12 protein-coding genes and 1 tRNA gene are annotated in these 14,901 nt (G+C 49.8%); 9 read left to right on the top strand and 4 right to left on the bottom strand.

The annotated features are described in order from the left end of the window. The first annotated feature begins 40 nt into the window (after positions 1-40). The 3 genes from DXA87_RS00945 to DXA87_RS00935 all read left to right on the top strand — a co-directional run bounded on the left by DXA87_RS00945 (position 41) and on the right by DXA87_RS00935 (position 4,621). A complete protein-coding gene (locus DXA87_RS00945; protein ID WP_117503012.1) occupies positions 41-991 on the top strand; it encodes a DUF1177 domain-containing protein in 951 nt (316 codons plus the stop codon). Positions 992-1,187: 196 nt separating this feature from the next. Beyond that, complete coding sequence (locus DXA87_RS00940; protein ID WP_242997998.1) at positions 1,188-3,308, top strand: C40 family peptidase; 2,121 nt, start codon at positions 1,188-1,190, stop codon at positions 3,306-3,308. Positions 3,309-3,466: 158 nt separating this feature from the next. Continuing rightward, positions 3,467-4,621, top strand: coding sequence for an N-acetylmuramoyl-L-alanine amidase (locus DXA87_RS00935; RefSeq protein ID WP_348982188.1), 1,155 nt, complete (start codon positions 3,467-3,469; stop codon positions 4,619-4,621). Between the two features lie 254 nt (positions 4,622-4,875). Here DXA87_RS00935 and DXA87_RS00930 read toward each other — a convergent pair. Next, positions 4,876-4,948: transfer RNA gene (locus DXA87_RS00930), tRNA-Ala, on the bottom strand. Positions 4,949-5,361: 413 nt separating this feature from the next. Here DXA87_RS00930 and DXA87_RS00925 point away from each other — a divergent pair. Both DXA87_RS00925 and DXA87_RS00920 read left to right on the top strand, forming a co-directional pair. Then, entirely contained in the window at positions 5,362-5,769 is a 408-nt protein-coding gene (locus DXA87_RS00925; protein ID WP_117470640.1) for a ribonuclease Z, read from the top strand. A gap of 167 nt (positions 5,770-5,936) precedes the next feature. Then, positions 5,937-7,058, top strand: a complete 1,122-nt coding sequence (locus DXA87_RS00920) for a DNA/RNA non-specific endonuclease (RefSeq protein ID WP_117503010.1) — start codon at positions 5,937-5,939, stop codon at positions 7,056-7,058. Positions 7,059-7,182: 124 nt separating this feature from the next. On the opposite strand, the gene DXA87_RS00915 is transcribed toward DXA87_RS00920, so the two are convergent. After that, complete coding sequence (locus tag DXA87_RS00915; RefSeq protein WP_117470642.1) at positions 7,183-8,094, bottom strand: Rpn family recombination-promoting nuclease/putative transposase; 912 nt, start codon at positions 8,092-8,094, stop codon at positions 7,183-7,185. 525 nt (positions 8,095-8,619) lie between these two features. On the opposite strand from DXA87_RS00915, the gene DXA87_RS00910 reads away from it, so the two are divergent. Next, positions 8,620-9,444: an EFR1 family ferrodoxin gene (locus tag DXA87_RS00910; protein ID WP_015554939.1), complete on the top strand. Its 825-nt coding sequence runs from the start codon at positions 8,620-8,622 to the stop codon at positions 9,442-9,444. Between the two features lie 375 nt (positions 9,445-9,819). Here the strand turns inward: DXA87_RS00910 and DXA87_RS00905 are convergent, their stop codons facing one another. Together DXA87_RS00905 and DXA87_RS00900 are read right to left on the bottom strand one after the other, a co-directional pair. Further along, positions 9,820-10,323, bottom strand: coding sequence for a hypothetical protein (locus DXA87_RS00905; protein ID WP_117470644.1), 504 nt, complete (start codon positions 10,321-10,323; stop codon positions 9,820-9,822). Positions 10,324-10,443: 120 nt separating this feature from the next. After that, entirely contained in the window at positions 10,444-11,199 is a 756-nt protein-coding gene (locus DXA87_RS00900; protein ID WP_117503009.1) for a 4Fe-4S binding protein, read from the bottom strand. A gap of 289 nt (positions 11,200-11,488) precedes the next feature. Here DXA87_RS00900 and DXA87_RS00895 point away from each other — a divergent pair, with 289 nt between their 5' ends. The 3 genes from DXA87_RS00895 (at position 11,489) to DXA87_RS00885 (ending at position 14,899) form a co-directional block, all read left to right on the top strand. After that, entirely contained in the window at positions 11,489-12,145 is a 657-nt protein-coding gene (locus DXA87_RS00895) for a Crp/Fnr family transcriptional regulator (protein ID WP_117470646.1), read from the top strand. Between the two features lie 167 nt (positions 12,146-12,312). Continuing rightward, a complete protein-coding gene (locus DXA87_RS00890; protein WP_117503008.1) occupies positions 12,313-13,026 on the top strand; it encodes a peptidoglycan recognition family protein in 714 nt (237 codons plus the stop codon). Positions 13,027-13,231: 205 nt separating this feature from the next. Then, positions 13,232-14,899: a Na/Pi cotransporter family protein gene (locus tag DXA87_RS00885; protein ID WP_117484583.1), complete on the top strand. Its 1,668-nt coding sequence runs from the start codon at positions 13,232-13,234 to the stop codon at positions 14,897-14,899. Positions 14,900-14,901 lie beyond the last annotated feature (2 nt).

Raw genomic sequence — 14,901 nt, 5'->3', positions numbered from 1 at the left:
ACAAGCGGTCTTATAAGAGACCGGGAAAAGGAGATGTCCTATGTTGTACAAAGAATTGATCGAATTATTTGACATGTTAGACAGCGCATCAGCGTCCGGCAGCGAGGTGGTGGAGTATTTTAGATCCATCGATCCCATGTGTCAGGTGGAAACGTATCCGCTTGAAGGACCAAAAGGTCATACAGATATGGTGAGAATCCTGATTCCGGGAAAAAACGGAAAATCAAAGGGCGGAAACGCTGGAACGATCGGCATTCTCGGACGCCTCGGCGGTCTGGGGGCAAGACCGGAACAGATCGGGTTTGTCTCCGACGGTGACGGCGCATTGACAGCGTTAGCGGTTGCCGCAAAGCTTCTCAGAATGCAGGCAAAGGGTGATTTCCTTGAGGGCGACGTATTCATATCTACCCATGTCTGCCCGGACGCTCCGACAGCTCCCCATGAACCGGTGCCGTTTATGAACTCCCCGGTGGAGACCTGGCAGGTGAATAAGGAGGAAGTGACGGACGATCTGGACGCAGTTCTGGTTGTGGATACCACAAAGGGAAACAGGATCATCAACCACCGTGGATTCGCAATCTCACCGACGGTATGTCAGGGATATATTTTGAGAGTCAGCGAGGATCTTCTCGATGTGATGCAGATGACAACAGGAAAACTTCCTTATGTATTTGCTCTGACACAGCAGGATATCACGCCTTATGGAAATGGAATCTTCCATTTAAACAGCATCCTGCAGCCTGCGACGGCGACAAAAGCCCCGGTGGTAGGCGTTGCGATCACGACAGAGACGACCGTTGCCGGATGTGCAACGGGAGCTACCCATATGGAAGATCTGGATGAGGCAGCCCGGTTTATGATCGAGTCGGCGAAGGCATTCGGAAGAGGAAAACTGAGTTTTCTGGACAAGGAGGAGTTTGCACGGATCAAGGAGCTTTACGGCAACATGGAACACTTCCAGACGCTTGGAAAGAAGAGTGAAGAGGCGTAAGCTTCGGGAAAAGATCCGGGTCTCAGCCGGATTCCGGCAGCAGATGTAATTTTTTAAGAAATTTGACAGAAATTTATCATAAATCCCGGCGGAAAAAATTTGACAGGTTCTGCCGGGATTGTTACAATTACGGGTAGAGCAAAAATTGTAACAATATGCGATAACCGTCTATGGGACGGGGTGATGGAGAACATACATGTCAGACAGAGAAATGATAGAAGAAACTAAGAAAGACGTTCCGGATCAGATGGAGCCGGTGATCCCGGAGATCCCGGCGGAGAAATCCGAGAAAGAACCGGAGGTCGAAGCCGCAGAGTCCGCCAGCACAGAACCGGAGGTCGAAGCCGCAGAGTCCGCCAGCACAGAACCGGAGGTCGAAGCCGTAGAGTCCGCCAGCACAGAGCCGGAGGTCGAAGCCGCAGAAGCCGCCAGCACAGAGCCGGAGGTCGAAGCCGCAGAAGCCGACATCACAGAGCCGGAGGCAAAGGCCGCAGAAGCCGACAGCTCTGAATCGGAGACGGAGGGACAGAGATCCCGTTCTGCGGGAAGACGTTCCGGAAACCGAAGGGAAAAACAGCAACCCGTGCGCCCGAAAAAAGAGCATCAGGCAAGTCAGCGTGAAAATATCTTAAGACTGCGTGAGATCAAAAAGAAAAAGGCGGCGATGCCGTATATGAAGATCCTCGCGGCAGGAGGAGCGGCTGTTGCAGTGGTCGCGGTGGTTGCGGTTGCAGGAACTGTGATCGGAAATCACAGGGACGCTTTTTCCAGAGGGATGAAGGTTGAGACCGCAGCGGCTTCCTTAGAGACAACAGAGGCTGCATCTGAGAGCACCGGGGAGAGAAATATTGTTCTGGAGACCACGCTTTCTGCCGAGGAGATTGCGTCTAAGGAATATGAAAAGACGGTCCAGAGTATTGTGGACAGCTATGCAAATCTTGGGATTGCGGAGGTCTCAGGCTATCTGAACGTCAGAAAGACCCCGGAGAGCTTCGGTGAGGTCATAGGAAAGCTGCCGAAGGGCGGTGCCTGCGAGATTCTGGATACCTCCACAGATGGCTGGTATAAGATCTCATCCGGCGGTGTGACCGGTTATGTAAGCTCCCAGTATGTCTATACCGGGGATGAGGCGAAAAAACTGGCTGCGGAAAATGTGGCTGAGCGTGCCGTGATCGATGCGGATAAGTTAAATGTCCGGTCAGAGCCGAAGGCGGATGCGAATGTTGTGGAGCAGGTATTTAAAAACGAAAGATATGACATCAGGGGGCAGCAGGACGGCTGGATCCAGATTTCTTCCGGATATATTTCTGCGGATTATGTCACCGTAAAATACGCTCTGGATGAGGCGATCAAGCAGGATATGAGACAGACGGTCTTAAGCCTTTATGATAATCTCGGTGTATCCAATGTGTCCAATTACCTGAATGTCCGCGACAATCCGGATGAGAAGAAGGGCAAGATCATCGCGAAGCTGCCGAGCAACGCAGGCTGTGATATCCTGGACACCTCCATGTCGGGCTGGTACAAGATCCGTTCCGGAAACATTACCGGTTATGTAAAATCTGAGTATATCCTGACAGGACAGCAGGCGAAGGACAAAGCGCTTCAGGTTGCAAAGCTGATGGCGATCTCCAACACGGACGGCGTCAATGTCCGCACAGAGCCGAACACGAATTCTTCGATCTACACACAGATCTCCAACAGCGAGCGATTCCTTGTAGCGGATCAGCAGGATGGCTGGGTAAAGATCGAGATCGATGATCAGGACGCATACCTGTCCAGCGATTATGTTGACGTTAAGTACGGTCTGGAAGAGGCGATCAAGTATACGCCGGTGGTTGAGGTTGCAGATACCTCTTCGAAGAATGATTCTAAGAACAGTTCAAAGAATAATTCCGGTAAGAAGAACAGCGCAAACGACGGGGCTGCCGGATCGAAGTCCGGAAGTGTTTCCTCCAAACGTGCCCAGATCGCAAACTACGCAGTTCAGTTCGTCGGAAACAGATATGTCTACGGCGGAACGAGCCTGACAAACGGAACGGACTGCTCCGGATTTACGATGTCTGTCATGGCGAAATTCGGTGTATCCCTGCCGCACAACTCCGGCGCGCAGTCGGGAAGCGGAAAGTCGATCACCTCGAGCCAGATGCGTCCGGGTGACCTTGTATTCTACTCCGGCAGCGGCGGAATCAACCATGTTGCGCTCTATATCGGTAATGGTCAGGTGTGCCATGCGTCCAACGCGAGATCCGGTATCAAGATCTCCACATGGAACTATCGTACTCCGGCGAAGATCGTGAATGTACTTGGTGATTAATTGAAAATTGGAAGATTTCGGACAGCCCGGTAGAGATGCCGGGCTGTCTTGATAAGGAAAGTAAATTTGGAAGAAATGAATTCCTCAGACTGGGAAGCCGGGACATATTAAAATTTTTCCGGGTGGATCAGATCCGGAATGCATGGGAAGGAAAGAATATGGAGAAAAAGAAGGGTATTAAGAGACATGCGGCAGGTCTCTGCGCAGGACTTGGCATCCTGTTCGCCGCAGCGGTACCGATGACGGCGTTTGCGGATACGGTTTATGTGAACGCGTCGAAATTAAATTACAGGAATCAGCCGTCCACTGTATCCGGGGCGGTTCTCGGAACACTGCCCCGCGGGACAGTACTTTCCAGAGTGAAAAACAATGGGGAGTGGAGCGAGGTGCAGATCGGCGGGGCGAAGACGACCGTCTATGTGGCAAGCCGCTATCTGACGACCAGCAAGCCGCAGAGCAGCACTGCGAAAACGGGGGCGGCAACTACGGGCGGAACATCCACAGTTGCTGCCGATGGAACCGTGACAGTACCCGACTCCTTAAAGGCGTATGTGGATAAGGCTTATCAGGTCGGAATGGATCCCAACTGGAAATACGCGGGGATGTCCGCAATCAACAGCGGATGTGCGGTATTCTATCACAATGGGACTGCAAACCGCAAAAACAAGGTGGTTGCCGTAAATGCTGGACATGGTACATCCGGCGGATCGAAGGTAAAGACATTCTGTCACCCGGATCAGACGGCGAAGGTGACAGGCGGAACGACGGGCGCAGGCGCGACAAAGGCGGTGGCGGTATCCGGCGGAATGACGTTCGCGGATGGAACGGCGGAGAGTACCGTGACGCTCCGTATGGCGCAGATCTTCCGGAATAAGCTTCTGGCGGCGGGATATGATGTGCTGATGATCCGCGATGGAAGTGATGTGCAGCTCGACAATGTGGCGAGAACTGTCATGGCAAACAATAAGGCTGACTGCCATATCGCCCTGCACTGGGATTCCACGAAGACGGACAAGGGAGCGTTTTACATGAGTGTGCCGAATAATGCCGCCTATCGTGCCATGGAGCCGGTGGCGTCCCACTGGGAGTCCCACAATAAGCTTGGAAGCGCACTGGTTGGCGGATTGAAGCAGAACGGTGTGAAGATCTTCTCGTCGGGATCCATGGAGATGGATCTGACCCAGACGTCGTATTCTACGGTTCCGAGTATTGATATCGAACTGGGGGATGGGAAATCTGCTCATGATGATGCGACGTTAGGAAAACTGGCGGATGGACTTGTTGTCGGTGTGAACAGTTATTTTGGACAGTGATCCGGGCTCGTAAGTTCAAGACAGAATGAATGGAATGCCGCTGCTGGGGAAAATACCTGGCGGCGGTTTTTGGAATTAATGGGAGGTTATACCGGAACTTCCTGGTAATCAAAAAAATTACATGACGAAGATGTGCATTTGCGCGAAGATGTAGATTAACGCAGATGAATGCGAGGATGTTGAAAACTACGGGGGGGGGGGGACTCTTTCTATATAAAAAACACCATCTCTCAATGGAAATGGTGTTTTTTCAGTGGACCTGATCGGATTCGAACCGACGACCCCCACAATGCGAATGTGGTGCGCTCCCAACTGCGCTACAAGCCCATAACGATATTTTTTTGACCTCATTATTATCGCACCGCAGGGGACAGATGTCAAGATTTTCCATGGGAAAAATGAAAAAAAAGTTACCGCACAGCCACAACATTATCCAGACCAGCGAAGGGCTTTCAGGGATTTTTAACGCAGATTGTAACTATTCAGTACCTTCATAGTTACACGCAAAAATCCATTCCAGATCAGCTTCGCTGATGGGATTTTTGCCCTCCAGCCTATGTTTTCTTACGGTCAGCGCAGCAAGTGCGCAGACCTACTGAACAGTTACCGCAGATTTAACTTTTAACTAACTAGAGCTGAACGGTAAGATTTTCAGGAAAGAGATGCCGAACATATGTTTACATAAACGGAAACATAGTGTATAATACCCATATGGAAAAGAAACGGAAAGAGGGGATCAAATGATACTGATCGTATGCGTGGATGACCATAATGGAATGATGTTCAACCATCGCCGCCAGAGCCAGGATCGAGTCCTGCGGGCAGATATTCTGGAACTTACGGATGGAAAAAAACTTTGGATGAATGCCTACAGCAGAAAACAGTTTGCGGAGAGTGATGCGGAGAAAATACGGGTGGATGAGACGTTTCTCGATGCTGCGGGGGACGGGGAGTTCTGCTTTGTGGAGAATGCGGATGTCTCCGGCTGTGTGGAACGGATCGAGGAGATCTATCTCTACCGTTGGAACAGGGATTATCCCGCGGAGGTGTATTTTCCAGTGGATCTCAGCGTGTGGAAGTGCGTGGAGACGAAAGAATTTGCGGGATCTTCCCATGAGAAAATTACCAGAGAGCGGTATACCTGTTAAAATATGAATGTATGATAGGCAGAATGGCGCTGGAGACAGTTCCAATTCCGATATTTCAGAAAATATAGCGGGATATTGGAGATTGGGACGGGGGGAGCATGTACAGAGCATTTGGCGGAACGGCGGACTGCGATAGAAAATATGGCAACAGAGGGGAATGACAGAATATGAAGAATTTAAGAAAATGGCTGCTTTGCGTGATCGCAGCGGTCTCTTTGACGGTAACGGCCTGTGAGGGCGATGCGGCCGCTAATGCCAGTGTGGCGGCAGATGTTGCCCATGCGGCGGGAAATATCCTTGGAAGTCTTGCTGAGGCGGCAGAGAACTCCGGAGCTGGGAATAGCGGCGGACAGGGAAATAAAACGTCATCGGGGATGGCAGGAAACCCGTCGGCAACCGGGGAATTCCGTCTCTCCGATATTCCGGAGTATACGGACTCCCCCTATGTGGCGGTCAATGGAAATGTTCCGTATTTTACGGAGGACGACCTGACGGATGTCTCCTTTGAAAGCTACAGTGATTTGGATTCATTAGGCCGCTGCGGTGTGGCTTATGCCTCCGTCAGTACCGATACGATGCCGACGGAAAAGCGGGGTTCCATCGGAGAGGTAAAGCCAACAGGGTGGATCAATGCGAAATATGATTTTGTGGATGGAAAATATCTGTATAACCGATGCCATCTGATCGGATACCAGCTGACTGCGGAGAACGCGAACGAAAAGAATCTGATCACGGGTACGAGATACCTTAATGTTCAGGGAATGCTGCCGTTTGAGAACCTGACAGCCGACTATGTAAAAGAAACCGGAAACCATGTGATGTACCGCGTGACACCGGTTTTTGAGGGAGACAATCTCGTAGCATCCGGCGTTCTGATGGAAGCGGAATCGGTGGAGGACGAAGGCGACGGAGTCCTGTTCTGTGTTTACGTCTACAATGTTCAGCCGGGAGTCACGATCGACTACGCGACGGGAAAGAGTGAACTGGCGAAGAGCGGAAGTACAGGAGGCAGTCAAAGTGGAAGTACGTCAGGTACCGGAAAAACGTCAGGTACATCGTCTACTGGAAACAATTCATCAGGGGCATCTGGAGGTACCGGAAAAAACGATGCAGGAACCTCTGGAAAAGAGAGCGGAACCTATATCCTCAACACGAAGACCATGAAATTCCACCGCACGGACTGCGATTCTGTGAAGAATATCAAGTCTGAGAACCGAAAAAAGTATACGGGGGAGCGGGAGAAGCTGATTGATGAGGGATATGAAGCTTGTAAAAGTTGTAAACCGTAGAGAATATTTCAAAAACATATAAAATTAAGACAATATCAAACGCCCGGCTTTATGCAATCAGTGTATGGAGCCGGGCGTTTATTCAGTCCATATTTGACATAAGATTAAACTGAAATATCAGAGATTAATCATGATGTGAGAAATCATGAAACATTTTTTCTGCAGTGCCTGTATCTAAGCGAAAAGATTTACATAGCTGCTGAATGATTTCGGAATCGGTAAGATTGTGTTCTTTTAGAACATTTATGATCGCATGGATTCCCTCAAGGCGCCCTTCTTTGCGCCCTTCTTCAAGGCCCTCTTCATGGCCTACCTTACGTCCGATGTCAATACCAGTAGATAAAATACTCATATGTGCATCCTCCCATTCTTCACTCTGCTTTACTTCAGTAACAATTGCGTCCAGCCTGCGGATCCTGTCATCAAGGATAATAATCTCGGGATTGGAGAGCGTAGAGTTTTTCATATATTGAAGAAGACTCACGAGTTCATCCCGTTCGTTCTTACTGCTCATATTCAAAAATATCTTCATTGTCTCATCCCCCAGTTCCATCCCCGGAATCTGGTGACAGCGCTCTGTGAATGTGTACATTGCGCGATCCATTCCGAAGAGATCAGTTTGGGTGATGAATATCACGATCGTTGATGGCAAGTGGCGGTATTTTGTGTGTTTTCCTGCCTTTAGCGCCGGTGTATCAAGAAGTCCCTGATAATACCGGGAGCGCTTCCTGAGATCGTCCTCAGACGCATCATTCTGCATCTCTGTAGCAAATTGCCTGGAATCTTCCGCCAATGCCCAGGCGTCGAGCCGGATTCCGCGTCTTCCGTTTTTGTTGAGAATAACGTCCTCAACCCTTACCTGTGTAAGCCTGAGATCTGGCTCATCCAGGATAATACTGAGTACGCATTCCTGCGCCTCCTTGTGCTTCATTACCGCGAGAAACAGGGCGAAATCGCTGAGATTGACATTCATAAAATCGGGCGATTCCCTATACTCTTCAGTGGAGATGAGAGCATGGATCACTTGATTTTCCATTCAGTTACCTTCCTTTCCTGGAAAATTGGGCAGGAGAGGAATTGATACGAAACATCCCCGACTCCCTGCCAGTTGTTTGGGTGATTTCAGCAAAGAGTCTTCAGATGCCGTAATGGCCAGAATAGAAAATAGATCATAGAATTCGTTAGAAACCTTGCTTGGGATTATATTAGCATGTAGGAGTGGGGATGGCAATGTAGTTGGGTATTAAAAAATATTAAAAATTGATAAACTCATTGAGGACACAGAAGCAGAAGATTCCACCGAAATCGAGGAAGCTGAAGACACCGTAGAAATCAAGAAAGATGCCAGCGTAGAGTTCGTACTCGATGAGGCACCGGAACTGTAAATTTCACGAAACAGAAAATGGAAAAGTCCCCGGAAGTAAAATTCCAGGGGCTTCTGTTTTTGTGGGAAGGAGGTTTCTTTTTGCATTGCAATATGCTATACTGATGGGAAGAAATTCATAAAGCAGATTTTATCTGCTAATAAAGAATCATATATCAAGGGAAAAGGTGAGGTATTATGAAGATCACAAAAGTATGGGCGGTATATTTCAGCCCCACAGGAAACACGAAAAAAGTAATCACAACGATGGCGAAAAAGGCGGCGGAAGTTCTTTCTGTGCCGATGGAGACATTTGATTTTACACTTCCGGAGAACCGGGAAGGTGTTACGAGCTTTGAAAGTGAGGATCTTGTATTTTTCAGCACACCGGTCTACGCGGGAAGAATTCCGAATAAGATGCTACCGTATGTGCAGAGCGCTTTTGAGGGAAATGGCGCATTTGCAGTACCAGTATCGGTATTCGGAAACAGAAACTTTGACAACGGTCTGATCGAGCTTCGCAACGAGCTGGAGCTTCACGGCTTCCATACGATCGCAGCTGCTGGAATCCCGACAGAGCATGTGTTCAGCAATAAGCTTGCGACAGGACGTCCGGATGCGGATGATCTCGCGAAGATCGCGGAATTTGGTGAGAAGGTCGCGAAGAAAGTTGCTGATATGACGGAGATCCCGGCAAAGATCGAGGTCCGCGGCGATGATCCGGTGACTGCCTACTATACACCGCTTGGAACGGATGGAAAACCTGCAGTGTTCTTAAAGGCGAAACCGAAGACAGACCCGGAAAAATGCACGAAGTGCGGAATCTGTGCGACAGTCTGTCCGATGGGATCCATCCCGAAGGACGCGCCGGATACCTGCACCGGAATCTGCATCAAGTGCCATGCCTGCATCAAGGCATGTCCGGCAGGCGCAAAGTATTTTGATGACGAGGCATTTTTATCTCATGTGGAAATGCTAAAACAGAATTACCAGAGACGGGCTGAGGCAGAGTGGTTTATCTGATGATTCTATGATTGTATAAAAAATGCATAAAAAATCAATGCAAAAGATTGATACAGAGGGCGAACATAGGCTCCCTGTATCAATTTTTTTCTCATTCGAGAAGATTCCCACTTTTTTAGAGTGGCCAACTGCCGGGGACTGTTAAAATAGAACTCTTTTCTAATGCTGTCAGAAAAAATGTGACTGGAGTTAAGAAGAATTTCTAAAAATTAACTCTTGACAAAAGTCACTTCATAACAGGTGGTGAGTAATCACAAATCTGTCTCAATGGGAGTCAGGTCTCCGACTGAGATAGACAGGTTTGAAGCCTGCCTGCCGGAGCCTGTTCCCGGGATGATCCGTGGGAGACCTGGCACAGGACTTTGACTCCTGCATTCAGTCATTCAGTGCCGCCAATTTTTCAAAATACGGCGCAAACAGCTCCTTTTCATATGCATATCCCGCCATGAACACGCAGTCCATAAAGAGTCGTGTGATCTCCGGATCTTCCTGCTCCGCGAGAATGCGCTTCCATTCCTCTTTCGCGTGCTGGCTGAGTTCTGCGAGCAGCCGGTTCCGGTCCTCGAAGAGGCCGTTGTCGGTGCAGTTTAAGTCCTTCGGAAGAAAGTCCGCAGTCCTTCCGCAGGGGGATGGGCAAGCGGCGCAGTCTGGGGAGACAATGGATTTCTGCTTGTGGATCTGTTCCACAAGGTCATTGGCGGCAGAAGAGGAGAGCGAGCCGCCCGGGGCCACGGATGCCAGGGCTGCAAAAAGGACCGGAGCAGTTCCAGCCGGGATTTCCTTTGCCTCCGCGGCGCGGGCGAGTCCGATGAGGGCGCAGATGACAGCGTCCTGCTCCGGGGTGCGGCCGGAGGTGTTTGTAGTAGTTGAGAGAGACATATAGGTTCCCTTCTTAAATATAAAAATGTCGATGCAGTACCTTCGTAGTTACAAGGAAAAATCTATTCCAGATCGGCTATGCCGATGGGATTTTCCAGAAGAACTGGCAGGGACGAGATCTTATTTCAAGATCCGTCCATCGGTACCGATTGTATATACCTGCCACGGAATAAACTTCCCGCTTGCCATCAGCGCGTTCTTCACAGCCGCCTCGATTCCTCCGCAGCACGGAACCTCCATGCGAACAACTGTCACGCTCTGGATATCATTATTGCGGATGATCTCCGTGAGCTTCTCGGAATAGTCTACGGAATCCAGCTTCGGACATCCGATCAGTGTCACATGTCCGTCAATGAAATCGTTGTGGAAGTTTCCGTATGCGTAAGCAGTACAATCCGCGGAAACGAGAAGCTTTGCACCGTCAAAGTACGGGGCGCGGACCGGGACGAGCTTGATCTGAACCGGCCATTGGGAGAGTCGGCTCTCCATGGAGACAGGTGCAGTGTGTCCCGGAATCGCTGCGTTGTTAGATGCAGGCGCGGAGGCATGTGTGATCGTGCGGCTCATGCTTCCCGGGCATCCTGTAAATTCCGGCTTCGGGGACGGTGCCTCTGTCGGCATGAGGGAAGCAGCTTTTCTTGCCGCCATGTGTGCCAGAACCGCCTCATGGTCATAAGCGGCAGCCTCGCGCTCCTCAAAGCTGATGGCGTCCGCCGGACAGGCCGGAAGACAGTTTCCAAGGCCGTCACAGTAATCGTCGCGGATCAGCTTCGCCTTTCCGTCGATCATCGCGATTGCGCCTTCCTGACAGGCTGCTGCGCATGCTCCGCAGCCGTTGCATTTTTCTTCATCAATTTTTACGATCGTTCTTTTCAATTTAAGTTCCCCTTTCAAAATGTGTAAATATTGTCTCAGCAATTTCTATTGCGGTGTATTTGCTGCCATGTATCCGGAAAAAGCGGATCGTGGCAGATTTTGTAAGTGTCATGTATTGACTTTTGTATCGTCAATATACTACAATGATGACAAAAAGTATGTTGTATTTCCAACGAAAAATCCGCAATGTGGTACATTCAGAACTGAAAAAAGGTAGACCGCACGTGATGGAAGAAGGAAACAGGAAAGTGCAAATGGCCGCCCGTGTTAGGTGAAAGAAAGGAAAACTATGATCCACAAAGAAGAAATTCCGGATTCCCCGCTTTTCGCCGGAATCCACCCGGAAGAAAAGGAGAGCATCTTGAAATGTCTCTCCGCAGTCGAAAAGAAATACGAAAAAGGCGACGCGGTCTTTCTTGCAGGAACTGCGATCCGCTCCATGGGATTCATCCTCTCCGGAAGTGTCGATATCTCCCGGGACGATTTCTGGGGAAACAGGCAGGTCCTTGGACATGCTGGGAGCGGCGAGCTCTTCGGAGAGGCCTATGCCTGTATGCCTGGCGAGTCTCTGATGGTAAATGTGGAGGCGGCGGAGAAGTGCCGGATCCTGTTTCTGGACATCGGAAAGATCCTAAACGTCTGCACCCCGGCATGCTCCCACCACAACCGCCTGATCCACAACCTTCTTTATATTATGGCAAAGAAAAATCTCATGCTGACGCGGAAGATCGACCACATGGGACAGAGGTCCATCCGGGAAAAGGTGATGGCGTACCTATCCTTTGAGTCTGAAAAACAGAAGAAAAAGACCTTCGGAATCCCCTTTAACCGCCAGCAGCTCGCGGATTATCTCGCGGTGGACAGGAGCGCATTGTCTGCGGAGCTCTCCAGGATGAAAAAAGACGGGCTGATTGAATTTGAGAAGAATATTTTTACGCTTTTATAATGTAACTGTTCAGTGTCCTCGCGGTTACGCGCAAAAATCCATTCCAAATCGGCTGTGCCGATGGGATTTTTGACTTCCGGCATAGGTTTTCTTACGGTCAGCCCAGTAAGTGCATAGACCTGCGGAATAGACATCACAATTCTATATATAGAAGAAAGGAAAGAACAATGCCATACAGAGATGAGATCGAAGAGCGAAGGATCCGGCGGGAGGAAAACCGGAGAAGACGAAGAAAGCAGGAGCGGACCCGCCGCATGATCGTAGGCGGACTGGCCGCCGTGATCGGGATCGCCGTGATCGTCACGGCTGTGCTCGTGACAAAGAAGCTTACGGGGAGGAAACAGGTAAATCCGGCGGATGTGGCGGTTCCGGAGTATGTGAATGTGAATTTACTGACCCCGAATGAGTACTCACGGCCGCAGATCCCACTTGAGAAAGTAAACGGCATTGTGGTACACTATGTCGCAAATCCCTGCAGCACCGCTCTGGAAAACCGGAATTATTTTGAGGGATTAAAGGACCAGACGGGTTCGAAGACCACCTCTGTCAGCAGCCATTTTGTGATCGGTCTGGAAGGTGAGGTCGTCCAGTGCGTTCCATTAAATGAGGTGGCCTACGCATCCAACAACCGCAACAGCGACACGATCTCCATCGAGTGCTGCCACCCGGATGAGACCGGAAAATTTTATGACAGTACATATCAGACGCTTGTAAACTTATGCGCGTACCTCTGTGTGGAATTTGATCTGAAGCCGGATGATGTGATCCGCCACTACGACGTGACGGGAAAGATCTGCCCGAAATATTTTGTGGATTATCCGGAGAAATGGGAGGACTTCCATAAGGATGTAAAGAAAGCGATAAAGATTCTGAAGAAGTAACGGGACATTCACTAAAAATTCGAAATTCATTTTGTATTCTTTACCTAAAATTTACAAATATTATATTTATAATTGAAAAAAGCGTGTGCTCTATGATATGATGGAACACGAAGGCAAATTTTGCAGAATCGGATCGAAACTGCGCTTTTGCCACGCCGCCGTGTTAAGACAACAGGCAGCGACAAAAGAGAATGGAGAAGGCATTATGAATATCGGATATCTGGAAAGTATCTTCAGTTTCCTCGGTGGTCTGGGCATGTTCCTTTACGGTATGAGCATCATGGGTGACGGCATGCAGAAGTCAGCGGGAAGTAAGCTGAACAAGTTCCTGAGAATGGTGACGGACAACAGACTTCTGGCAGTCGGTCTCGGCGCTCTGATCACCGCGATCCTGCACAGCAGCGGAGCCACAACCGTCATGGTCGTTGGTTTCGTAAACGCCGGAATTTTGAATCTGACCCAGGCGGTCGGAGTCATCATGGGCGCAAACATCGGTACAACGATCACCGCATGGATGGTTTCCTTAAACTCTCTGGGGGATGCGATGAAGATCCTGCAGCCGTCGTTTTTCGCGCCGCTCGTAGTTGCCATCGGCGCCGCCTTTTTGATGTTTTCCAAGAAGAAAAAGGAGAGTCTGGCAGGTGAGATCTGTATCGGTGTCGGCCTCCTGTTTGTGGGCCTGACCTTCATGTCAGGTTCTGTAGCACCGTACACGGATGCCCCGATCTTTGCGAAGGCGTTTGCGGTACTTGGAAGGAACCCGATCCTCGGTATTCTTGTCGGTGCCCTTGTAACTGCGATCATCCAGAGCTCCACCGCCTCTGTTGGTATCTTACAGACTCTGGCGATGAGCGGAGTGGTATCCACAAATGCCGCGATTTATATTACTCTTGGACAGAATATCGGATCCTGCCTGACTGCCCTTTTATCCAGTGCAGGCACAAGCCGAAACGCAAAGCGCGCGTCCGTGATCCATCTGACCTTCAACAGCTTCGGTGCGGTCGTATTTGGAATCGGTATGTATATCATTTCCATGATGCGCCCGGATATTGCCCAGAGCAGTATCAATTCTTTCCAGATCTCGGTGTTCCATACATTCTTTAACGTGACGAACACCCTGCTCTTATTCCCGTTCGCGAAACAGCTCGTTGCGTTTTCCGGTCTGATCGTCCGCGAGACAGGTCAGGAAGAGGAGCAGAAGGAGACAAAGGAGGACGAGCTTCCGGTTCTCGATGAACGTATCTTCAAATCCCCGACCTTTGCCCTTGAAGTCGGTGTGATGGAAGTCGTTCATATGGGTAAGATGGCTCTCGCAAACTTAAAGCTTGCAACAAACGTCCTTCTGGAAAACAAATATGAATGTCTGGATGAGGTTTTTAAGAACGAGACAGAGATCGATATTTTAAATAAGAAGCTTACCGAATATCTCATTAAGGTCAACAACCTGTCCTTAAATGAGAAACAGAAAGTTCAGGTCAGCAACCTCTTCTACAGCATCAGCGATTTAGAACGTGTGGGCGACCATGCGGAAAACCTCGCAGAGGCGGCACAGTACCTGAAGGAACATGGACTCACTTTCTCAGAGACCGGGCTCGAGGATCTCAAAGAGATTTCGAGCGCGGCCATCGGAGCTGTGGACCATGCAGTCGCTGCCCGCCAGGATGGCGGAATGGAGGATATCCGTCAGGTCAGCAAGCTGGAAGACCGTGTGGATACTCTCGAGGAGGAGATGCGCGACAAGCACATCGAGCGTCTTTCCAAGAACGAGTGCAACCCGTCTGCCGGCGTTGTGTTCTTAGATATCCTGAGCAATCTGGAACGTATCTCCGACCATGCCTATAATGTGGCCGGATATGTGAAGGATGAGCTGTAAAG

The sequence above is a fragment of the Desulfotomaculum sp. OF05-3 genome (assembly GCF_003435535.1).
Lineage (GTDB): Bacteria > Bacillota > Clostridia > Lachnospirales > Lachnospiraceae > Pilosibacter > Pilosibacter fragilis.
Note: the sequence above shows the minus strand (reverse complement) of the source record. Positions and strands in the feature narration are given on the sequence as shown.

What these genes read in the sequence shown, in the direction of transcription:
- DXA87_RS00910 (WP_015554939.1), top strand. Translation starts at nt 8,620, where the DNA reads ATGAAGATCACAAAAGTATGGGCGGTATATTTCAGCCCCACAGGAAAC.
- DXA87_RS00920 (WP_117503010.1), top strand. Translation starts at nt 5,937, where the DNA reads ATGAAGAATTTAAGAAAATGGCTGCTTTGCGTGATCGCAGCGGTCTCT.
- DXA87_RS00905 (WP_117470644.1), bottom strand. Translation starts at nt 10,323, where the DNA reads ATGTCTCTCTCAACTACTACAAACACCTCCGGCCGCACCCCGGAGCAG.
- DXA87_RS00925 (WP_117470640.1), top strand. Translation starts at nt 5,362, where the DNA reads ATGATACTGATCGTATGCGTGGATGACCATAATGGAATGATGTTCAAC.
- DXA87_RS00895 (WP_117470646.1), top strand. Translation starts at nt 11,489, where the DNA reads ATGATCCACAAAGAAGAAATTCCGGATTCCCCGCTTTTCGCCGGAATC.
- DXA87_RS00885 (WP_117484583.1), top strand. Translation starts at nt 13,232, where the DNA reads ATGAATATCGGATATCTGGAAAGTATCTTCAGTTTCCTCGGTGGTCTG.
- DXA87_RS00890 (WP_117503008.1), top strand. Translation starts at nt 12,313, where the DNA reads ATGCCATACAGAGATGAGATCGAAGAGCGAAGGATCCGGCGGGAGGAA.
- DXA87_RS00915 (WP_117470642.1), bottom strand. Translation starts at nt 8,094, where the DNA reads ATGGAAAATCAAGTGATCCATGCTCTCATCTCCACTGAAGAGTATAGG.
- DXA87_RS00940 (WP_242997998.1), top strand. Translation starts at nt 1,188, where the DNA reads ATGTCAGACAGAGAAATGATAGAAGAAACTAAGAAAGACGTTCCGGAT.
- DXA87_RS00945 (WP_117503012.1), top strand. Translation starts at nt 41, where the DNA reads ATGTTGTACAAAGAATTGATCGAATTATTTGACATGTTAGACAGCGCA.
- DXA87_RS00935 (WP_348982188.1), top strand. Translation starts at nt 3,467, where the DNA reads ATGGAGAAAAAGAAGGGTATTAAGAGACATGCGGCAGGTCTCTGCGCA.